This is a genomic window from uncultured Maribacter sp., from assembly GCF_963974015.1.
Lineage (GTDB): Bacteria > Bacteroidota > Bacteroidia > Flavobacteriales > Flavobacteriaceae > Maribacter.
The window spans coordinates 19525-42086 of the sequence record NZ_CAXBBZ010000020.1; the positions used below are offsets into that span (position 1 = coordinate 19525).

The 22562-nt window shown below is 34.5% G+C and carries 19 protein-coding genes; 13 read left to right on the forward strand and 6 right to left on the reverse strand.

The features are described from left to right. Positions 1 to 225 precede the first annotated feature (225 nt). Complete coding sequence (locus AACZ41_RS16440) at positions 226 to 654, reverse strand: DUF6526 family protein (protein ID WP_339629694.1); 429 nt, start codon at positions 652 to 654, stop codon at positions 226 to 228. A 419-nt stretch (positions 655 to 1073) separates the two neighbouring features. Here AACZ41_RS16440 and AACZ41_RS16445 point away from each other — a divergent pair, with 419 nt between their 5' ends. Beyond that, positions 1074 to 2123: a DUF3667 domain-containing protein gene (locus tag AACZ41_RS16445; RefSeq protein ID WP_339629695.1), complete on the forward strand. Its 1050-nt coding sequence runs from the start codon at positions 1074 to 1076 to the stop codon at positions 2121 to 2123. A 346-nt stretch (positions 2124 to 2469) separates the two neighbouring features. On the opposite strand, the gene AACZ41_RS16450 is transcribed toward AACZ41_RS16445, so the two are convergent. The 3 genes from AACZ41_RS16450 to AACZ41_RS16460 all read right to left on the reverse strand — a co-directional run bounded on the left by AACZ41_RS16450 (position 2470) and on the right by AACZ41_RS16460 (position 4682). Further along, positions 2470 to 3585 carry a histidinol-phosphate transaminase gene (locus AACZ41_RS16450; RefSeq protein ID WP_339629696.1) on the reverse strand — a complete coding sequence of 372 codons (1116 nt, stop codon included), beginning with the start codon at positions 3583 to 3585 and terminating at the stop codon, positions 2470 to 2472. Positions 3586 to 3660: 75 nt separating this feature from the next. Next, positions 3661 to 4224 carry a hypothetical protein gene (locus tag AACZ41_RS16455; RefSeq protein WP_339629697.1) on the reverse strand — a complete coding sequence of 188 codons (564 nt, stop codon included), beginning with the start codon at positions 4222 to 4224 and terminating at the stop codon, positions 3661 to 3663. A gap of 11 nt (positions 4225 to 4235) precedes the next feature. Beyond that, the gene (locus AACZ41_RS16460) at positions 4236 to 4682 is read right to left on the reverse strand and encodes a hypothetical protein (protein ID WP_339629698.1); all 447 of its coding nucleotides are present in this window, start codon (positions 4680 to 4682) and stop codon (positions 4236 to 4238) included. 214 nt (positions 4683 to 4896) lie between these two features. Here AACZ41_RS16460 and AACZ41_RS16465 point away from each other — a divergent pair, with 214 nt between their 5' ends. From AACZ41_RS16465 to AACZ41_RS16515, 11 genes are all read left to right on the forward strand, one after another. Further along, positions 4897 to 6090: an Nramp family divalent metal transporter gene (locus AACZ41_RS16465; protein ID WP_339629699.1), complete on the forward strand. Its 1194-nt coding sequence runs from the start codon at positions 4897 to 4899 to the stop codon at positions 6088 to 6090. Further along, positions 6091 to 6834, forward strand: a complete 744-nt coding sequence (gene pxpA, locus AACZ41_RS16470; RefSeq protein WP_339629700.1) for a 5-oxoprolinase subunit PxpA — start codon at positions 6091 to 6093, stop codon at positions 6832 to 6834. Then, on the forward strand, positions 6831 to 7568 hold the full coding sequence (gene pxpB, locus AACZ41_RS16475; RefSeq protein ID WP_339629701.1) for a 5-oxoprolinase subunit PxpB: 738 nt from the start codon (positions 6831 to 6833) through the stop codon (positions 7566 to 7568). The genes pxpA and pxpB overlap by 4 nt, the downstream gene beginning before the upstream one ends. Next, positions 7561 to 8400, forward strand: a complete 840-nt coding sequence (locus tag AACZ41_RS16480) for a biotin-dependent carboxyltransferase family protein (RefSeq protein WP_339629702.1) — start codon at positions 7561 to 7563, stop codon at positions 8398 to 8400. The genes pxpB and AACZ41_RS16480 overlap by 8 nt, the downstream gene beginning before the upstream one ends. Before the next feature lie 441 nt (positions 8401 to 8841). Further along, complete coding sequence (ilvD, locus tag AACZ41_RS16485) at positions 8842 to 10518, forward strand: dihydroxy-acid dehydratase (protein WP_339629703.1); 1677 nt, start codon at positions 8842 to 8844, stop codon at positions 10516 to 10518. Between the two features lie 93 nt (positions 10519 to 10611). Further along, positions 10612 to 12345, forward strand: coding sequence for a biosynthetic-type acetolactate synthase large subunit (gene ilvB / locus AACZ41_RS16490; RefSeq protein ID WP_339629704.1), 1734 nt, complete (start codon positions 10612 to 10614; stop codon positions 12343 to 12345). Positions 12346 to 12353: 8 nt separating this feature from the next. Further along, positions 12354 to 12932 (forward strand): class I SAM-dependent methyltransferase, encoded by a 579-nt coding sequence (locus AACZ41_RS16495; protein ID WP_339629705.1) that lies wholly within the window; start codon positions 12354 to 12356, stop codon positions 12930 to 12932. 60 nt (positions 12933 to 12992) lie between these two features. Continuing rightward, positions 12993 to 13511, forward strand: a complete 519-nt coding sequence (gene ilvN, locus AACZ41_RS16500) for an acetolactate synthase small subunit (RefSeq protein ID WP_339629718.1) — start codon at positions 12993 to 12995, stop codon at positions 13509 to 13511. Positions 13512 to 13550: 39 nt separating this feature from the next. Continuing rightward, positions 13551 to 15026, forward strand: coding sequence for a ketol-acid reductoisomerase (gene ilvC, locus AACZ41_RS16505; protein WP_339629706.1), 1476 nt, complete (start codon positions 13551 to 13553; stop codon positions 15024 to 15026). 171 nt (positions 15027 to 15197) lie between these two features. Further along, positions 15198 to 16463: a threonine ammonia-lyase gene (ilvA, locus tag AACZ41_RS16510; protein WP_339629707.1), complete on the forward strand. Its 1266-nt coding sequence runs from the start codon at positions 15198 to 15200 to the stop codon at positions 16461 to 16463. An 88-nt stretch (positions 16464 to 16551) separates the two neighbouring features. Then, positions 16552 to 18138, forward strand: coding sequence for an NADP-dependent glyceraldehyde-3-phosphate dehydrogenase (locus AACZ41_RS16515; RefSeq protein WP_339629708.1), 1587 nt, complete (start codon positions 16552 to 16554; stop codon positions 18136 to 18138). Between the two features lie 36 nt (positions 18139 to 18174). On the opposite strand, the gene AACZ41_RS16520 is transcribed toward AACZ41_RS16515, so the two are convergent. Both AACZ41_RS16520 and AACZ41_RS16525 read right to left on the reverse strand, forming a co-directional pair. Then, on the reverse strand, positions 18175 to 18816 hold the full coding sequence (locus AACZ41_RS16520) for a hypothetical protein (RefSeq protein WP_339629709.1): 642 nt from the start codon (positions 18814 to 18816) through the stop codon (positions 18175 to 18177). Between the two features lie 108 nt (positions 18817 to 18924). Further along, positions 18925 to 21078, reverse strand: a complete 2154-nt coding sequence (locus AACZ41_RS16525; RefSeq protein ID WP_339629710.1) for a carboxypeptidase-like regulatory domain-containing protein — start codon at positions 21076 to 21078, stop codon at positions 18925 to 18927. A 242-nt stretch (positions 21079 to 21320) separates the two neighbouring features. Between AACZ41_RS16525 and AACZ41_RS16530 the strand changes: the two genes are divergently transcribed. Beyond that, complete coding sequence (locus tag AACZ41_RS16530) at positions 21321 to 22520, forward strand: MFS transporter (protein ID WP_339629711.1); 1200 nt, start codon at positions 21321 to 21323, stop codon at positions 22518 to 22520. Positions 22521 to 22562 lie beyond the last annotated feature (42 nt).

Genomic DNA, 22562 nt, shown 5'->3' on the forward strand with positions numbered 1-22562 from the left:
AGCTATATCTAACTACGGTAAAACCTATGTGGAGTACTTCACCGCCCCCACACTCGCGCAGGCAAAATTCCATAAGAATAAAGCTAGTGCGAGCAGCTTGTGCTGAACTTGTTTCAGTATGACGCTCGTACCGTCAAGTATGAGGGTTTAGTTTGATAGGCGGTCGCCAGCTACAAGCTATAGGGACTGGAGCTGTGCATGTTTGTACAGTTGGTAATTACATATTTAAACCCTGTAAACATCTGCCCTCCAAATTTTTATGAGCATTTTTATTTCTTTGTTGGTTAAGTTTTCTTTTAAAGCTTTTTCTACTAAGGGTAAAAACTCCTCATCACTCGCAAAACGTAGCGCTATAATTTGGGATACTTTTAGTTCTTTAGGGAATAATTTGCCTGTCATTACATAATACCTCAAATTTTCTTCAGCTTTTATGGCCCTGTCTTGTGCTTTTAAAGGAAAGCTACGTACAAACCATGCCATAATTAAAAATATAATAGCGATTAGCACTACTAAAGAAGCCAAATACAGGTTATCATTACTGGTATGAATAAGATTGATTATAGCACCGATTAATAATGCTAGTATCGCAATAAACAAGAGTCCATGAAACCCTTTTACAAGTTTACCATGATTTTTAAAATTCTGTTCTTCCATTTTTTTAGTTTGATTTAAAGATAATCTTATTAATTAGTACTTTTCTAATATAAAGAAAGCCACTCAAATTATTGAGCGGCTTTGTTATTATAATTCTTTATTTGAAGTGCAATTAATATTCCGATCAATACAAATACAATTTCACCAATGGCATAAACCAGGTATTTGCTAAACTTGTTTTAAGTTACTCATCGTTGTTTAATTTTTCTAAAGAATTTGATCATTTAAGGAATAGGTTGGCGGTTTCCTTACCACGATAGGGGAAAATTTAGTTGCTGATTTTTAAGTTATTTAATAGCCTACGTTTTCAAACCAATTAAATCACTTACTGACTTATGTTCTATGTTATAAATTAGTATTTTGCATTTAGAGCTGCGAAGGAGACCATCTATTTTGTAATTTTAGACAAAGCCTTTTATATGCCAACCACAGAACAGTGTAAGAACTGCGAAAAAACCTTTGATTCATCATATGAATACTGCCCTCATTGTGGTATGGAAGCTACGGATAACCTTACTGTTGGTGTCTTGTTCAGTAATACTATAGAGAATTACTTTTCCATAGACGCTAGATTCTTTAGAAGTTTTCTTACCCTCATGATAAGGCCAGGTGTTCTTGCACGGCGATTTGTTGATGGAAAACGACTGAAATACTTACATCCTGCACAGTTTTACCTTTTCATCTCGGTTGTCTTTTTCTTTATTTTTTCTTTTACCGTACGCAAAGCCGATAATGAGGTTTCTGAGGTAATTAAAAAAGGGTTGGAGCAGGAAATTGATTTAGATTCTATTGCGGTAAATGCAGATTCCTTGGATATTACAGAAGCCAGAAAGGCCCTTAAAAAAAATCAAAAGATTATAGGCTTATCCGACGAAGAATTAGTAGAATTAGATTCGGTAATGACTTCAGATTCAGGGATGTCAAACATATCATTTGGCTTTGAACGCAAGTTGTTAGATTCACTTATCTCAGTAGGTGCACCATTAAATCAAAAATTAAAGATTATGGGAATGAAGGACGATACAAATGCCTTCGGACGTAAGTTCTATACCCAAATGCTGAAGTTTTATGAACAACAGGGTGGAGGTATTATTCAGGTATTATACGATACAATACCTATTGCAATGTTTCTTCTTTTGCCACTTTTTGCCGTATTTCTTAAAATATTTTATTGGAGACCGGCTACCTTTGCGCATCATTTAGTATTTAGCTTTTATTTCTTCACCTTTATGTTTACAACGTTCTGTTTTATACTTTTAGCAAATAAAGTTTGGGAGATTCCCATTTGGCTTGAAGTGCTTTTTTGCTTTTCTTTTATTCTTTACCTAATGATTGCCTTACGAAATTTTTATAGGAGTTCATGGTTGGGCGCTTTCTTTAAGGCCAGCATCATTTCATTTTTCTATATGCTTATCATTGTGCCAGTAGCTGCGATAGGAATTATTATGGTGGCCTTTCTGCTATATTGAGTTTTGGCAAAATGCCAAAGTGATTTAAGACGTACACTATTTTATTAGGCCCAATTTATTATTGGTTACGTACTTTATTTCTCTAATAGCATAAAGTAGATATTTACTCAACTTAATTTCAATGAGCAGTTTTTTTAGAATTTTGGAAAGAAAACAATAATGTTAGCAAAAGATTGGTGGTTTCTTCATCAAGGTACGGAAATATTTAATGTATGATTTCGTGTAAGGGATTTGTACGTTGTTAGCTTTATTTCGATTTAGTATGTATTAGTGTTTCACATTCTGGCAAATAGAGAAACTATATAATACAGAAGTTTAGATAGAGAAGGTTGATTGGGGTAATAAACTATCCCATTACTTTTCTAAGAGCCTTATCGAAAATTTTAATCTCTTCTATTGTACCAGTGCTAATCCTTGCCCAATCATTAAATGGTGGAAAGGGTCTTCCTATAAGTACATTTTCTTTTTCCATGGCAGCCATCATTTCGCGTATGGGTATTCCAGTTTTGAAAAAGACAAAATTGGTATGTGATTTTTGGTATTCTAGGTTCAAATCATTTAACGTCTTGTAGATATCATTTTTTGCTTCCACATTTTTGGAGACGCTAAATTTGTAAAACTCATCATCTCTTAACGCTTCTTTAGCAGCCTCAATCGCTAAAACATTTGACATGGCCATAATATTTTTTTTAAGTCTGGTCGCAATATCTGGTCGAGCGACTAAGTATCCTATTCGAAGTCCAGCAAGGCCATATACCTTTGAAAATGTTTTTGAGACAATTACATTCATATTTTCCTTCACCAATTCAATCATTGAAGGGTAATCGGGTTCGGTAATAAAATCGTAATAAGCTTCGTCACTAAAAACCATTGTTCTATTACTAACGGATGAGCAAAAATCTCTTAATTTATTTTTATCAAGTAATGTTCCTGTAGGGTTGTTAGGGTTGCATATAAAAATCAAACCTGTTTTAGAGGTTATTCGTTTCTCCATTTCATTTAAATCATGGCCCATGTTATTATCTATGGGAACTCGATGTATGGTAGCGCCAAAATTCTCGGCATAGGTCATAAGGGACTGAAAAGTAGGGTCAGCGGCAATAATTTCACCTCCGTTAATTCCGTAGGTTAAGCCAGCAGCCTTTAAACCTTCTGTAGAACCGCCAGTAATAACAATGTGATCTTTGGTTACACCTTCTTTCTGTGCGATTTGTTCTACCAAAGGATGAAGAACCATTGAGGGGTATCTGCAAGCAATATCCAATGAATTTTTAATTACTTCTCGTACTGCTTTTGATGGCCCGTACGGATTTTCATTAGAATTCAATTTGGCAATACTTGATTTTTCTAAATAATCAGATTTTTCTGTTGGTAAAGCAAAAGCTCCCAATCCACCTAAAAAAGTAAAACCACTAGAAAGCCCAGCAGTTTTAAGCCATTGTCGTCTGTCAATTGTGTTCATAAATGTACCCTTTGCGTAAAAGATACGAAAATTGCCTATAAAATTTCAATTAAAGGAACAGATGATTATATCTAATTAAGAATATAACTCCTCATTATTTACATCATCTTCTTGTTTCTTCGGTGCTGTAAAAATATCTTTTAAAATAAAACTTGTTACTATGGTAAGACCTGTGGTTAAAATAGGAATAGAATAATCCCAATTTAACAAGTGCATAATACCACCAGAAATAATGGTGATTACGCCAATGACCATTACAAAGTTCCAAATAATTTCAGTAAGGCTATTTCTTGAATTACCTTCTTTGTCCATAAAGTAAGCAGTACCTTCCATAGCGAACCATGCAATGAATGTGAGGGCTGTACCAACTTGGAAAATTACGGTGTACGGAAAAGATAGAATGGTCAAAATGCCATTAGTTGTCCAAAATAGAACTAAAGCCATTTTTATAATGTCTATGGTAAGTTTTTCTGTTTTCCTAAAAAAACGAAGGGTGTATAACACCAGTATTACCGTAAATGAAATAAAAACTATTCCTTCTGAATATGGCCAGTGAAGAACCTGCATTAGCATACCTATTAAAAGGGTGGCTAAGGCTGCCCGTAGCGGATTTTTGAATGCTTTTTTAGATTTTCCCATGTTTATTTATTTTAATTAATAACTTTTATATTGGCTTTCAGTCCTTCCATAATTCCAATAATATTATTTACGGTCTCGTTTAAATAGTACCGTACAACAATATGGGGGATTCGAATGGTTGTAAATCCATTTTTAAAGGAGTGCATAGCCTCTTCTAGATTGTTAATAGCCTCATGTTCAGTTATTTTATCATATTTAGAGTCAATTTCAATATTGAGTTTTACACGTGATATGGCTATATCTATTGATTTCTTACCATCCCACCATTCTAGCATTGAGTTTACACCAGCTTCTTTTAGCGCGTAGTAAAGCTGAATAGCTTCTAATGGGGTATCATTTTTCTTGATTAATTTTTCAATACGCTCATGATGCTTGCTGCAGAGTTCTACACCTGCACTTTCCATTGCATTTTTGTGATCTAAATAACCGAGTTCTTTCTTACATTCTAAACAAATCATTAATAGGTTAAGTTTAAGGTTTGGGGAAATTAATAACCTCGATATTTTAAGATTAGTATGTAACCTCGATGAATGACGTCCAACTTTTAGACGAACTGCATTTTTTTAGATTAACGGTATTTTGAAATGTTAAAATTGTGGTGAAATTGATTTTGATGATGGTGAGCTAATTCATATTTAGAGATTATATTTACAAGAATGATAATTTTAATCCATGTTTAAGAGATTAGGACCCGGTGTTCTTGTAGCAGCCGCTTTTATTGGTCCAGGTACGGTTACTGCTTGTACTCTTGCAGGAGTTGATTTTGGCTTTAGTTTGCTGTGGGCCATGTTGTTATCGATAATTGCGACTTATGTTCTTCAAGAAATGTCTGCAAGGTTGGGTGTCATTACACAAAATGGATTGGCCGATGTTATAAAACAAGAGCTTAAAAATCCTTGGATAAGAAATAGTGTAATCACCCTTATATTTTCTGCTATTATTATAGGTAATGCTTCATATGAAGCAGGCAATATTGGTGGTGCTACCTTAGGGATGGAAGCTCTTTTTGGACTTAGCTATAGTAAGTTATATCCAGCTATATTAGGAATAGCGGCATTTTCACTTCTCTTTTTCGGGAATTATAAATCTTTAGAGAAAGTATTTATATTTCTTGTATTAATAATGAGCCTGTCTTTTGTAATGACAGCCGTATTGACACAACCCAATCTTTGGGAATTAATAAAGGGATTATTTGTGCCATCAATACCTGACGATGGTATTTTGACTATCATAGCTTTGGTAGGTACTACGGTAGTACCATATAACCTCTTTTTACATGCCGCTTTGGTAAGTGAGAAGTGGAAATCAGAAAAAGATTTAAAACTTGCGAAGAGAGATACGCTGGTGTCTATTATATTAGGCGGACTTGTATCTATTAGTATAATAATATCTGCAGCAGCTATAAAAAGTACAGAAGTTAATAATGTATTAGATATGGCAAAAGCATTAGAACCGCTTTATGGTTCTTCAGCTCTTTATTTTATGGGAATAGGTTTATTGGCAGCAGGTATTACTTCTGCTATAACAGCACCTTTAGCCGCTGCATATGTTGCTAATAGTTGTTTTGGATGGAAGGCTGAATTTAAGGATGCCAAGTTTCGGACTATATGGATACTGATTTTAGTCTTAGGGGTGGTTTTTCTATCCTTTGGTATTAAACCTATAGAAATTATAAAATTTGCCCAAATCACTAACGGATTACTTTTACCTATCATCGCCATATTTTTACTGTGGGTCGTTAATAGGGAGGGTGTTATGGGAAAATATAAAAACACCTTATTGCAAAATTGTATAGGGTTGGCTATTATTCTCCTTTCAATTTTATTAGGAGTTAAAAGTATTTTAAGCGTTCTAGGATTATTTTAAATGAATTATAAAAGAATTGATATCAATTGTGATGTTGGTGAAGGTGTCGGTAATGAGGCCGATTTATTTCCTATGATAAGTTCTTGCAATATAGCTTGCGGAGGTCACGCAGGTTCAAAAGAAACAATTAAGCAATGTCTAAAATTAGCAGAGGAATTCAATGTTAGAATTGGAGCGCATCCTTCATATCCTGATAGAGAGAATTTTGGGCGGGTTTCTATGAGTATATCCGATACTGATTTAATTAAGAGTATTGGTAATCAATTAAAATTATTTATGACCGAGTGTAATGAATTAGGGGCAACACTTCATCATATTAAGCCTCATGGTGCACTTTATAATGATATTGCCAAAAACGAACATTTAGCTAATGTATTTCTAACCGCCATTTTACCTTATAAGAATAATGTTGTTTTATATGTACCCTGCAAAAGTGTAATCGAAGCATTAGCGAAAGCTAATAATTTCAAAATCATGAAAGAAGCTTTCGCCGATAGAAACTACAATAACGATTTAAGTTTAGTTTCTAGAAAACAAGACAAGGCACTAATATCAAATGGTAAAGAGGTTTTAGAACATTTGGTTCTTATGTGCAATGAAAATCAGGTTCGAACGGTGAACGGAGAAAAAATTCCAATTCAGGCAGATACCTTTTGTATTCATGGCGATACCCCAACTGCTTTTCAAATTTTAACGTATATTACAGAGCATTTGCAAGAACATAATCTACAAGTTAAAACGTGAATTCCCCTGAAATAAATATAAAGCCCTTCGGTGTACATTCTGTTCTTATTGAATGGCCCAATGAGGTAAGCGAACATATTTTAGAAACTATAATAGGTTTTCAAACCTATATAAGGTTAAACATGTTAACCGAAAAGGATTGGGAAATGGTACCTTCATATAATTCTCTTCTAATTGTAAATAGAAAAAAGACTATTGATTTTGAGAAAATCTCAAAAGATATAAACGTCGGATACTCTAAGTTAAAAGAATCCGAAAAACCAGAACGGTATTTATGGAGATTACCTGTTTCATATGATTTGGAATTTGGCTTAGACCTCGAAGAAGTTGCAAAAAAACTTAATAAATCGATTCCTGAGATTATAGCGATGCATACAGGTACAACATATACTGTATACAGTATAGGTTTTTTGCCTGGTTTTATGTATTTAGGCGGAATATTAAAGGAATTGGAAGTGCCGAGGAAACCAACGCCTAGAGCAAAGGTGATTAAGGGTGCAGTTGGTATTGCTGGCAAACAAGCCGGTATTTATCCACAAGAATCCCCTGGAGGATGGAATATTATCGGTAATTGTACTGTTCCTATTTTCGATGCTACAAAAGAAAATCCTTGTTTTGTTAATGTGGGTGATAAAATTGAGTTTTATGAAATATCTAGAGCAGAGCATGATTTACATAAGATAGAGGCCGAAGTTGGTATTTATAAACCTGAAAAAATCAATTTAAATGCTTAAAGTACTAAAAGCGGGATTTTATACTACGGTTCAAGATTCAGGTAGGTTTTATTTCAGAAATAAAGGTATTCCTGTTTCTGGTGTAATGGATGAAATGACAGTTTTTAAAGTAAATTCATTATTGGAAAATGAAGTTTCTGCGGCAGTTTTAGAGATAACCATGACCGGGCCAACCCTTATTTTTGAAGAAGAAACGTATATGGCTTTAGGTGGGGCAGAGATGTCGGCAACCTTAAATAATTTACCGATACAGAATTATAAAGTATATCAGATTGAAATTGGAGATATTTTATCATTCGGCCGATTAGATAAAGGATTTAGGTCGTATTTAGGAGTTAGAGGAGGATTTACCTCTAAAGAGATACTGGGAAGTAGATCGTTTTACAAACCTATTACCAAAGTGAATAGACTTCGTGACAATGATGTTGTTCCTTTTATTTATAATAAATTGTTTCAACCTAAAATTTCAGAAATTAAAGTTGATTCTTTTTTAGATATAAACAAATTAGAAGTGAGTAAAGGTCCTGAGTTCTATTTATTGACCGATAGGCATTTAGAAGAGATTTTTTCCAAGTCATTTACTGTTGCTCATGAGAATAATAGAATGGCTTATCAAATTAAAGAAAATATTTCTTCGCATGAAGTGTCAATGTTAACATCGGCAACATTGCCAGGTACTGTTCAGCTTACTCCTGGTGGCAAATTAATTGTATTGATGAAAGATGGGCAAACTACTGGAGGTTACCCAAGAGTACTGCAGCTTACGGATAAGGCTATTTGTATTTTGGCACAAAAAAGAGGCGGAGATAAGGTGAATTTTAAGCTGGTATAATATTTTCAATACTTAAAAACTATATAATCATTGAATATAGTTTATAACAAATTATCCAATAGTTTAAGATTTCATGTTTATCATACTTTTTTTGTATATGTATTTTATGTACTATTGTAGTATGAAATTATCTTTTTTAAATAGCAATGTGGTCATAGTCATTCCAAGTTAGGGATGATATAGCTTTTCATTGTTTAGAAAAACCTGTATCAAATATATTTGATACAGGTTTTTTTATTTTAAAAATAATATCATATAGTTTTGAAGTATTGAATATGGTATATAATAGTAGTATAAAAAACTGAAAATCAGTTATTTAATTGAATTTTAGCTGAAATGAATTTGTACTGTCAATTATTGTTAAAAATAGAAATTTTTATAAACTTTTATCTTTGGTTTAATAGGATTGAGTAATCAAGATAAGCATACTAGAATTATATTATGGAATTGAATAAACATAGTAAAAATGTAACCCAGGATCCAACGCAACCGGCAGCTCAGGCAATGTTATATGCGATAGGTTTAACCGAAGATGATTTAAAAAAACCATTAATTGGTATTGGAAGTACAGGTTATGAAGGTAACCCTTGTAACATGCACTTAAATGATTTGGCACAAGAAGTTAAAACTGGTGTCAATGATAGTGGTTTGGTAGGCCTAGTGTTCAATACTATTGGGGTAAGTGACGGTATTTCTATGGGTACTTATGGTATGCGTTATTCTTTACCTTCTAGAGATATCATTGCCGATTCTATGGAAACTGTTGTTCAAGCAATGAACTATGACGGTTTAGTTACCGTAGTTGGTTGTGATAAAAATATGCCAGGTGCTCTAATGGCTATGATACGATTGAATAGACCTTCTGTATTGGTATATGGCGGTACTATTGCTTCTGGATGTTATAAGGATAAAAAGTTAGATGTTGTTTCTGCTTTTGAGGCATGGGGTGAGAAGGTAGCGGGTACAATGAATGAAGAGGATTATAAAGGTGTAATCCAAAATGCATGCCCTGGAGCTGGTGCTTGTGGGGGTATGTATACGGCCAATACAATGGCTTCTGCTATTGAAGCATTGGGTATGGCCATGCCTTACAATTCTTCAAATCCTGCAATAGGAAAAGATAAGCAAAATGATGCTATTGAATCTGGTAGGGCCTTAAAAAACTTATTGGAAAAAGATATTAAGCCTAGTGATATTATAACTCGTAAATCATTTGAAAATGCGGTTCGTTTGTTAACCTTATTAGGTGGTTCAACAAATGCAGTTCTGCACTTTTTGGCAATAGCGAAAGCGGCAGATATTGAGTTTACGTTAGATGATTTTCAAAAAATAAGTGATACTACGCCGTTTTTGGCTGATTTAAAGCCGAGTGGTAAATTTCTTATGGAAGATGTTCACCGTGTAGGTGGCGTGCCAGCCGTAATGAAATTTATGCTTGAAAACGGAATGTTACATGGCGATTGTTTAACTGTTACAGGTAAAACAATAGCTGAGAATTTAGCTGATGTTCCTGGCTTACTAGAGCATCAACAAGTAATACGACCTTTAAGCAATCCAATTAAGGCTACTGGCCACCTAAGAATTCTATACGGAAACTTGGCGACTGAAGGTTCAGTTGCGAAAATTACAGGTAAGGAAGGCTTGTATTTTTCTGGCCCAGCAAAAGTATATAATGACGAATTTTTTGCCAATGCAGGTATTGGTAAAGGAGAAGTTAAAAAAGGTGATGTGGTTGTTATTCGTTATGAAGGTCCAAAAGGTGGACCTGGTATGCCAGAAATGTTGAAGCCAACTGCAGCTATTATGGGTGCCGGACTCGGTAAGGATGTGGCTTTAATTACAGATGGTCGTTTCTCAGGTGGTACACACGGTTTTGTTGTAGGGCATGTATCTCCAGAAGCTCAAGATGGTGGAACTATCGGATTGTTGAAAGATGGTGATATTATTACTATCGATGCAGAGAAAAATGAGATTTCAGTAAATCTTACAGATGATGAAATTACGGCAAGAAGAAAAGCATGGATACAACCGGAGTTGAAAGTGAAAAGAGGTAGTTTATATAAATACGCTCGAACAGTATCATCGGCTTCACAAGGCTGTGTTACAGATGAATTTTAGATATTAAGTAATATACTTTTAATTAGTACTAGGTGCAATATAATGTCGGGTAGGTATAGGTTTTAATGCTTTACTTGAATTTGAACATTAATTATGGAAACAGTAAAAGAGAAGAAAACAAGTACAGATTCTAAGAAAGCTATAAAGATTTCTGGAGCAGAGGCATTAATTCATTGTTTGTTGGCAGAAGGTGTCGAAACAATGTACGGGTACCCGGGTGGCGCAATTATGCCTGTGTATGATGAATTATATAAATTTCAAGATAAATTAACACATATTCTTACGAGACATGAACAGGGTGCAACACATGCTGCTCAAGGGTACGCTCGTGTTTCAGGTAAAGTAGGTGTTGCAATTGCAACTTCTGGCCCTGGTGCAACCAATTTAGTGACAGGTCTTGCCGATGCGCAGATAGACTCTACCCCAATGGTCTGTATTACGGGGCAAGTTACTAGAGAGTTATTGGGAACCGATGCTTTTCAGGAAACTGATATTATTGGCATTTCAACTCCTGTGACAAAATGGAATTATCAAATTACAGAAGCTTCAGAAATTCCTGAGGTTATGGCGAAGGCATTTTATATTGCCAAGTCAGGAAGACCAGGTCCGGTTTTAATAGATATTACCAAGAACGCCCAAATTGAAAAATTTGAGTTCTCGTATAAGAAATGTACGAGTGTACGAAGTTATAAGCCGGTGCCAAAACCAGAAATGAGTACTATTGAGGCTGCTGCAGATTTAATCAATAATGCTAAAAAACCATTTATCGTTTGGGGTCAAGGTGTAATACTTGGTCAAGCTGAAAATGAGCTTAAACAATTGGTTGAGAAAGCGGGTATACCTGCTGCATGGACTATTATGGGTGTTTCTGCTTTAGATTCAGATCATCCATTAAATGTTGGTATGGTAGGAATGCATGGTAATTATGCGCCTAATTTAATGACGAACGAATGTGATGTTTTGTTGGCTATAGGTATGCGTTTTGATGATCGTGTAACAGGCAGATTGGCTGATTATGCTACTCAGGCAAAAGTGATTCATTTTGAAATAGACCCAGCGGAAATCAATAAAAACGTACATGCCGATGTTGCTGTTTTAGGTAATTCTAAAGAAACCTTAGGTTTGCTTCTTCCATTAATTAAAGATAATAAGCACGAGGCTTGGCATAATATATTCAAAGAAAAATATCAGATTGAGTTCGATACAATTATCAATAATGATATTCACCCTACCAAACCTGGTTTGACCATGGGAGAAGTAATTGAGGAGATTAATTTAGCTTCAAATAATAAGGCAGTTATTGTTTCTGATGTGGGTCAGCATCAAATGATTGCATGTAGGTATGCTAAATTTTCCCAGACAAAAAGTAATATTACTTCTGGTGGGTTAGGTACTATGGGTTTTGCGCTGCCTGCAGCTATTGGTGCCAAAATGGGAGCAATGGACAGGGAGGTTGTTGCTATCATTGGTGATGGAGGTTATCAAATGACCATTCAAGAGTTAGGGGTTATTTTTCAGCATAAAGTTCCTGTTAAGATTGTTGTTTTGAACAATGATCACTTAGGTATGGTACGTCAATGGCAAGAGCTTTTCTTTGAAAAAAGATATGCTTCCACAGTAATGGTGAACCCCGATTTTGTAAAAATAGCGGAAGGGTATAGTATTGAAGCAAAGCGAATTTCTGAACGTAAAGATTTAAAATCGACCATTCAAAAAATGATGGCTTCGAAAGAACCATACTTTTTAGAAGTCAAAGTTGAACAAGAAGATAACGTGTTCCCAATGATTCCTTCTGGTGCTTCGGTTTCTGAAATTAGACTGAAATAACCAAAATTATGAACGAGGCCAACATACAGGATATTCCAAAATTACACACGAAGATAGTTCGTAAATCTGAAGAAATTGGATTTACGATGCCATCTGATTTATATGTTGGTAGTTTTCTTAAAACACTTATAGCTTCGAAACCTAACGGAAGGTTCTTGGAAATAGGAACTGGCATAGGTTTAAGTCTTTCGTGGATGATTGAAGGCATGGATAACAATTCTCACTTAATTTCAGTAGATAATGACAAAGAGTTGACAGACATTGCTGAAACTTATTTTGGGAATGATGATAGAATCCAATTGATTTGTAAGGATGGTACTCAATGGATAAATGAATATGCTGGTGAAAAATTTGATTTAATTTTTGCAGATGCATGGCCTGGAAAATATAGTGAAATTGATGAAGTATTAGATTTAGTTAGGGTTGGTGGGTTTTACATCATTGATGATATGACAAAGCAACCTAACTGGCCTGAGGGACATGAAGATAATGTTATTGAATTGACAGCGTATTTAGAGAAGCGTAATGATTTTCAGTTAACAAAAATGAATTGGTCAACCGGTTTGATTTTGGCAGTAAAGAAATAATAAAAATTAATTAAAAGATCCCATAAAATTCTTTTGTACAAAAGAAAAGGAAAATGGCTTATGGAAAATAAATGGTTTACAATATCAGTATATTCAGAAAACAATGTTGGATTACTGAATAGGATTTCAGGAATATTTTTAAAGAGACATATTAATATAGAGAGTTTAAACGTCTCTAAGTCAGAGATAGACGATGTGTCTAAATTTACTATTGTAGTGAATACTACAGAAAAATGGGTATATAACATTGTAGGTCAAATTGAAAAGCAAATTGAAGTGATTAAAGCATTTTATCATACTGATGATGAAACGATTTATCAAGAATCAGCTTTGTTCAAGATTGCATCTGGTCTGCTGTTCGATGAACGTCAAATTCAGAATATTATAAAAGATAATAATGCTCAAATTGTGACTGTTTCAAGAGATTTCTTTGTTATCGCAAAAAGCGGAAGAAGAAATGAAGTTGATGAAATGCACGATCAATTGAAACCATACGGTATTATGCAATTTGTACGTTCTGGGAGAATTTCTGTCACTAAAGATGTAATGGAAATTTCTGCAATACTTAAAGAATTTTAAAAAACGAATCGATTCAATAATTAATAAAGTAAATATAAAATGGCCAATTATTTTAATACACTATCATTAAGAGATAAATTAACGCAACTTGGGAAATGCCGATTTATGGATTCGTCTGAGTTTGTAGATGGTGTAAACGCTTTAAAAGGCAAAAAAATTGTTATCGTAGGTTGTGGTGCACAAGGACTTAACCAAGGGTTGAATATGAGAGATTCTGGTTTAGATATCGCGTATACACTTCGTGATGCTGCGATAAAGGAAAAAAGACAATCTTTTATTAATGCTACAGAAAACGGTTTTACGGTAGGTACATACCAAGAATTGATCCCTAGTGCAGATGTAGTAATCAACTTAACGCCAGACAAGCAACATACTGCTGTTGTTGGAGCAGTAATGCCGTTAATGAAAAAAGGTGCTACACTATCTTATTCACATGGTTTTAATATCGTTGAGGAAGGTACTCAAGTTCGTAAAGATCTGACTGTAATTATGGTCGCTCCAAAGAGTCCAGGTTCAGAAGTACGTGAAGAATATAAAAGAGGTTTTGGTGTACCAACATTAATAGCGGTACACCCAGAGAATGATCCAGAAGGAAAAGGATTAGAGCAAGCTAAAGCATATGCAGCTGCTACAGGTGGTCATAAAGCGGGTGTATTAGAATCTTCATTCGTAGCAGAAGTAAAGTCAGATTTAATGGGTGAGCAAACTATACTTTGTGGCTTGCTACAAACAGGTTCTATTCTTTGTTTTGATAAGATGATCGAAAAAGGGATAGATGCTGGCTACGCGTCGAAATTGATTCAATACGGATGGGAAACCATTACAGAAGGTATGAAATATGGTGGTATCACCAATATGATGGACCGTCTTTCAAATCCTGCTAAAATAAAAGCATTTGAATTATCAGAAGAATTAAAAGATATCATGCGTCCGTTGTTTCAAAAACATATGGATGATATTATGACCGGTCATTTTTCTAAAACAATGATGGAAGATTGGGCTAATGATGACAAAAATCTTTTAACATGGAGAGCGGCAACAGGAGAAACTGCTTTTGAAAAAACACCTGCAGGTAATCAAGAAATTACTGAGCAAGAATTTTATGACAATGGGGTGTTAATGATTGCAATGGTAAGGGCCGGTGTTGAATTAGCTTTTGAAGCCATGACAGAATCGGGTATTATAGCTGAATCAGCATATTACGAATCATTGCACGAAACTCCACTAATAGCAAATACGATCGCTCGTAAGAAATTGTTCGAAATGAACCGTGTTATTTCTGATACAGCTGAATATGGTTGTTATCTTTTTGATCACGCATGTAAGCCTCTCTTGACAGGTTTTATGAAAAATATCGACACAGATGTTATCGGTACGAACTTTTCTGGAGGAATGGATAATGGCGTTGATAATGCTAAATTGATTGCGGTTAACAAGGCATTGCGTGAGCATTCTGTAGAGATTGTCGGTGCACGTTTACGTGAATCAATGACTGCTATGAAACCTATAGTTTAGATTTTTTTAATCTTACGAAGTCATTCTAATTGTCCGGTTGGGTACATTCGAAAAGTTACAATCCATTCTTGAATTGTAGCATTGATCGAATTGTTCTTAGGCGGACAATTTAAGTTTTTGAGGTGGATATCGATTTATTTACGATAGAGTTTAGTAGAAATAGCAAATTATATGAAAGGGAAGAAGCCAACTTATTTTCCAAAATTAGATGATATAAGAAATGCAGCAAATATTATTTCTGAAATTTCAGAGGTAACCCCTTTGACAGAAAGTATTAGACTTTCAAAACAATTTGATTGCCAGGTTCGTTTAAAGCGCGAAGATTTACAAAGGGTCCGTTCTTATAAAATTAGAGGAGCATTTAATAAAATAAGCTCTCTTTCGAAAGAAGAGAGGACTAAAGGGGTTATTTGTGCAAGTGCTGGCAATCATGCTCAGGGTGTAGCTTTCGCATGTTTTCACTTAAAGATAAAGGGTACTATCTATATGCCTTCGGTTACACCAAAGCAAAAAGTTGAACAAACGAAATTATTCGGTGGTGAGTGGGTAGAAATAGTTTTGGAAGGAGATTCATTTGATGATGCTTCACAAGCTGCTCGCAAATACGGTCATGAGACAGGAAAAATATTTGTACATCCATTTGATGACCCTAAAATAATAGAAGGTCAAGCTACTGTTGGACTCGAGTTAATACAACAAACCAAGGCGCCCATCGATTATCTTTTTGTTTGTATTGGTGGCGGTGGCTTAGCATCAGGACTTATAAGTGTTTTCAGTGAATTGTCACCAAAGACCAAAATTATTGGTGTAGAGCCTAAAGGCGCTCCTTCTATGAAAACATCTATGGAATTAGGTAAAGTTGTTTCACTCGAGCATATCGATAAATTTATTGATGGGGCCGCTGTTAAAAAAGTGGGTGAATTGACATTTCCTATTTGTAGTTATTATTTAGATAATATGATAACTGTTGATGAGGGTAAGGTCTGCCAAACGATTCTTGATTTATATAATAGAGACGCTATCGTTGTTGAGCCTGCAGGGGCTTTAACTATTGCAGCTTTAGATGATTATAAAGATAAAATAAAAGGAAAAAATGTGGTGTGTATTATTGGTGGTAGTAATAATGATATTACTAGAACTGCAGAAATTAAGGAGAGAGCTTTATTGTATGGTAAGCTTAAACACTATTTCATTATAAGATTTCCCCAACGACCCGGTGCACTAAAAGAATTTGTTGTTGATATTTTAGGACCGACCGATGATATTACACATTTTGAATATTCGAAAAAATCGAGTAGGGAAAATGCTCCGGCAGTTGTAGGGATTGAACTTAAATCTCCTGAAGATTTACAACCATTAATAGAACGTATGAAAACCAACAATTTCTATGGGGATTATATAAATGACAAACCTGATTTGTTTGAATATTTGGTTTAAGCTATATTTAATTAATACGGTTAAATTTCTATCAAGATTTAGAAATCAATTAATAAGTCATCAATTCGATATTAAATAGAAGAAAATAATGAGCGATTTTAAAATACCAGAAGAATATAAAATAACATCAACTATAGATCAAAGACATTATTTAGTTGATGGTGAATTAAAGGAGTGGAAAGGGGAAACAACAGATGTTTATTCAACTATTTCTTCAACCAGTGAGTATAAACCAACGCTATTGGGTAGTATTCCAGATCTGCAAGAGGCAGAAGCATTAGATGCTTTGAACGGGGCTTTAAAGGCGTATAAACGTGGCCAAGGTGTTTGGCCAACGATGCATGTTAAAGACCGTATTGAATGCATGGAAGTTTTCGTTGTAAAAATGAAAACTAAACGAGAGGAAGTTGTAAAATTATTAATGTGGGAGATTGGAAAATCATTACCCGATTCTCAAAAAGAATTTGATCGTACAGTTGAATATATTGAAGATACTATTGAAGACTATAAGCAACTAGATCGTGATGCAGCAAAGTTTAAGAAGCACGACGGAGTATATGCGCATATTAAACGAGGGCCATTAGGTATTGTTTTATGTTTAGGGCCTTATAATTATCCTTTGAATGAAACATTTGCACTTTTGATTCCTGCCATTATTATGGGTAATACAACCATATTTAAACCAGCGAAACATGGCGTGCTATTGATTACACCTTTACTGGAAGCTTTTCAGACTAGTTTTCCAAAAGGTGTGGTCAATGTTATTTTTGGAAGAGGAAGAACAGTTGCTGCTCCTATTATGCAATCAGGAAAAGTGGATGTTCTGGCGTTGATTGGTAATAGTAAATCTGCCAATGCTTTGCAAGATCAACATCCAAAAAGTAACCGTTTACGTTTAGTTCTTGGTTTAGAAGCTAAAAACCCGGCGATTATTTTACCTGATGCAGATTTAGATTTGACAATTAATGAATGTTTGGCAGGTACGTTATCTTTTAACGGTCAACGTTGTACAGCGTTAAAAGTGGTATACGTTCATGAAGATATTAGGTCGAAGTTTAATGAAAGCTTCGCAAAAAAGGTTGATGAATTAAAATTTGGAAACCCTTGGGATGATGGTGTAAAGTTAACCCCATTACCAGAACCAGGAAAATCAGATTATATTCAAGAGTTAATTGATGATGCTCTTGCAAAAGGGGCGAAAATTTTAAACAAAAAAGGGGGTAAACGATTCGATAACTTTATATGGCCAGCAGTTTTGTATCCGGTGACTAAAGATATGCGGGTGTACCAAGAAGAACAATTCGGACCAATAATACCGATAGTGCCTTTTACTGATATTGAAGAACCTTTAGATGATATGGCCGAAAGTAATTATGGTCAGCAAGTAAGTTTATTTGGTAAAGATGTATATGCACTTTCGCCGTTAATTGACACCTTGGTTAACTTGGTTTGTCGTGTGAATTTAAATAGCTCATGCCAAAGAGGTCCTGATGTGTATCCGTTTACTGGAAGAAAAGATTCAGCACAGGCTACCTTAAGTGTTCATGATGCCTTACGTTCTTTCTCTATCAGAACTTTTGTAGCTTTTAAGGATAATGAATTGAATACTGAAATTATTCAACATTTATTAGAAGCCAAGCTTTCTAACTTTGTAAGTACAGACTATATATTATAAAAATAGAGTATATATAGATTTTAAAGAAAACCTCTCCTATTGTTTAGGGGAGGTTTCTTTTTTACAATTGTTACTAATTTGAACCGCTCTATATAAGCCATTGTATGGGTAGAATGGTATGATTTGTTTTTCCTCTTTAAATAATGCTATAGCACGGTCAACATCTTTGCAAAATGGTTTAATTGATTGTCCAAAGAATTTTGCCGATCCCATATCCCATTCAGCTTTGTTCAAAATTACCCTTGGGTTGTTTGGTGCAATAGTTTGTGCTTTTTTATAAATGCCCATATTTTCGGCAGATAAGGTCATGCCGTATTTCTGCCCGTCACAAGCAATGTAAGCTGTATTTAATAGCGCATAAGAAACTAATATCTCTGGGTTATTCTCTGAAATAGCTGAAGCTGTATCTAGAAAGCCTTTTGCTCTTGTGAGTTTCTTGGTGAGTAATGCTTCATCTTTCACATTAAAACTGCCTATAATCTCTATTAAGCCAGCATAGTATGATGGTAACCAATTATCTGTTTCTGCAGATGCAATTCTTTCGAATAGTTGTATGGCTTCTGTATTTTTTCCTTGTTCCCATAATTCAAACGCATTTCCCATACCTTTTTCATAAGGGGTTTGTGCAGATAAGTTTAATGTGAAAATGAATGTGGCAATTAGAACTATTGTTTTCATGATTTAAAGTTTTAGAGTTATTTATTGTTGTTCAAATATCTATCTATCCTTATTTTTTTAATAAAATAAATAAGCCAGTTGTAGGATTATGGTATTGAATTGTAATTTCTAAAGATTGTCAAGTTGATTATCATTTTTATTATCGCTAATCGTCCAAAAGAACCCTACGAAAAAGAAGCGGTCAGCAGCAAGGGAAATAGCTCTTCGGTCAAACAAACCTTTCGTGTTTGTCTGATCGGAATATTGGTATCCATTAACATTTTGGGTTCCTAAAACATTACTTATGGAGAAATACAAAATCTTTTGTTGACTGATTAAATAGGCGTAATTAAAGTTTAAGGAATGGAAATTTTTAGCTTGTTCAGTCAAGAATCCTTCTTTGCTAGGGTCGGTATAGGTTCGTCCTGAGGCAAAATTGTAACTCAGACCTGTCTGACTTTTCCAATCTTCAATCCAATGTTTTACAACTAAAGAGGTATTATGTTTAGCTGTAAAATTAGGGGTAGCCTTAGTCGGGTAATTTTTATACTCCCTTTCTGTGTCCAGATACGAATAAGATAACCAATATTCAGTGTTTTTAATTGTCTTGTTATCCCTCCAAAAAACATCGAGTCCTTTTGCATATCCATTACCCAAATTGGAATAGTTGGAAGTGGGTAAGGCTAATGGTGTGTCGTATTTTACCAAATCATTATAATCTTTATAATAAGCCTCTACTCTAAAGATTTGTTTGTTTTTTACATATTGATAATTGGCGATCCAATGCGATGTATTTTCAGCAGAAAAATCAGCATTGAATTTTAAGTACTCATTTTTCGGATTTTGAAAAAACTCACCGTAGGCTAATGAAAATTGTGAGTTTGCACCTGATTTATAGGCTAAGGAAATTCTTGGCGACAGATTGAATTCTTGCAATAGTTCAGCATAATCACCTCGTATTCCGACCTTGGTCGCTAGTTTTTTTGAAAAGAAAATATCGGTTTCAATAAAACTGCTTAGAATATTATTATTAAAACCATAATTGTTTTCAATGGTATCATTGTTATAGTTTTCAGTGAAGTTTGTGATAAAGTATTCAGTACCAAAACTTAATTTATATCGACTAGAAAAGTACTTGTTCAAAGCTACTTTAAAGTGAGCTGAATTTTCAACATCGGTGATGTCCGCTGAACTAAAATTTAAATCTGAACGGTCGTTGGCAAAGCTAATACCAATAGCAATACTCCAATCTTTTTCTAAGAAATCTTTATATGATGTATTGACATATAGGTTTCTATTTTTTAATCCAAATCGTACACCATCAATTTCATTAATATCTTCTTGGGTCAAATCAAAATTCACCGAACTGTACGCTCCATAAACTTTTAATAATCCATCATTATTAAATCTGTATCTGTATACCGCTTCACCTCCTATAGATTCTACAGGTTTATGCCATTCATTAGTATCTGAATATAATTTCTGATAAGGTGCTAAATTGATATAGGATGTATTTAAGCTCAATGAACTCTTCTTCCATTTTTGGGTGTTCCCAAGTCCGACGCCAACAGACATTACTGAGATTTCAGTTTTTTCTTCTTGAGGCTCGTCTATACTATTTAAAAGTAAAACACTCGACAGTGCCTGACCATATTCGGCAGAATATCCACCAGTAGAAAAAGTGATTCCCTTAAATAGGAATGGCGATAACCTACCTCTTGACGGAATGTTATTGGCAGAAGGGGAGTAAGGTGTAAATACACGCATACCATCCACAAAGATTTGTGTTTCTTCTGCATCGCCTCCTCTTACGAACAATCTACCATCTTCCGCAACATTACTTGTTCCTGGCAATGTTTGTAATGCTCCTAAAAAATCACCCAGCGCACCGGCTGTAGTAACAATATCCAAGGGTTTTAATGCGGTTACCTTTGCATTGTCGCCTACTTTGAAGGTACCGGCATTAACGGTGACCGCATCTAAAGTATTTACATCATCTTTTAGCTTAATAAATACATTTTTAAAGATGCTGATATCTGCTGTTTTAGAATACGTCTCAAAAGAAATGGATGATACTAATAATGTTTGCTCTCCCTTTTCGTTAGTTTCAAAAGAGAATTGTCCATCTTCATTAGTTGCCGTGCCATCATAAGTGCCTTGTAAATATACATTTGCACCAATAATAGGTACTCCTTGATGGTCAATTACTTTTCCTGATACCGTATTTTGTGCAAAAAGGCTAACTTGAATTAGTGTACATAATAAGAGGGATAAAGTTTTCATTTTAATTTATATTTTTGATTGATATCGCAAATATGAATTGTAATTGAAGTTTTTTGGAATTCGATTATCCGAGTTGTTGATATTGTAAACTGAATTGTAATAAATACAGAATGCTTACAATTTGTAGCAGGTAATTATTAACATAAATATGGTAATCTATGAGCGTTATTACCTGTATTATGGTATTAACTTTGCCTTTTATTTTTTTAACAATTATAGTTTAGAACTTTAAAATACAGGTTATGGATACTATAAAATCAAATAAGAAAGCTTTGTTTGCTTTAGCTATTGGAGGTTTTGGTATAGGTCTTACCGAGTTTGTTATTATGGGAATTTTGACCGAAGTATCTGACTCTTTGGAAATTACCATTCCACAAGCGGGTCATTTTATTGCGGCGTATGCATTAGGTGTAGTGGTGGGGGCCCCATTATTAACAGGGTTGGGTTCTAAACTTACGCCCAAGAAAATGCTGTTTTCACTAATGATCTGGTTTACTGTTTTTAATACATTGTCTGGTTTAGCATCTGGTTATAAAAGTCTACTTTTTCTTCGGTTTTTATCAGGAATACCACACGGTGCTTTTTTTGGTATTGGTGCGGTAGTTGCCACAAAATTAGCAAAGAAGGGAAAATCTGCTCAAGGTATAGCTATTATGTTTTCTGGATTAACGGTTGCCAATGTAATTGGCGTTCCTATCGGAACTTATTTAGGTCAACAATTTAGCTGGAGTATATCTTTTTATTTAGTTGGTTTTGTAGGCTTATTGGCTTTAGGTAGTATTTATATGTGGATGCCGAAAATTGAAATTGAAGCTCCAGAAAAAAAAGTAAGTGTTACAAAAGGTTTAAAGAATACTGAACTTTGGGCCTTGATTGCCTTAACGACTATTGGTACTGGTGGTTTCTTTGCTTGGTATAGTTATGTTGCGCCTCTAATAACAGATGTGGCCGGTTTGCCAAATCATTATGTTGGTTACGCAATGATGTTGGCTGGCTTAGGTATGGTAGTCGGTAATTTTTTGGGCGCGAAAATGGTAGATTTGTTCTCTCCGTTAAAAGCGGTAATTATTAGTCTATCGGTCATGTCCGCAGTTTTAATATTAAATATGTTTATCGCCACTAATCCTTATTTATTAATGGTAATGACCTTTATAATTGGAGTGATATCTTTTTCTGTTTCTACTCCTATACAAATGGCAATAATTAACACCTCTAAGGGTTCTGAAATGTTGGGTTCATCAATGAATCAAAGTGCATTTAATATGGGAAATGCTTCTGGCGCATATTTAGCAGGATTACCAATAGCATTTGGATACGGAATTATTTACTCTAGTTTGGTAGGTGCAATTTTGGCTTTTGCTGGGGTTTCAATAGCGGTAGCTATTTTATTTGTAAGAAAAAGAAAAGCAATTAAGGACAAGAAATTGGTAATTGGTTGTTAGGGAATTTATCTTCTATAAGATTAAGGAACCAAATCTAAAGGT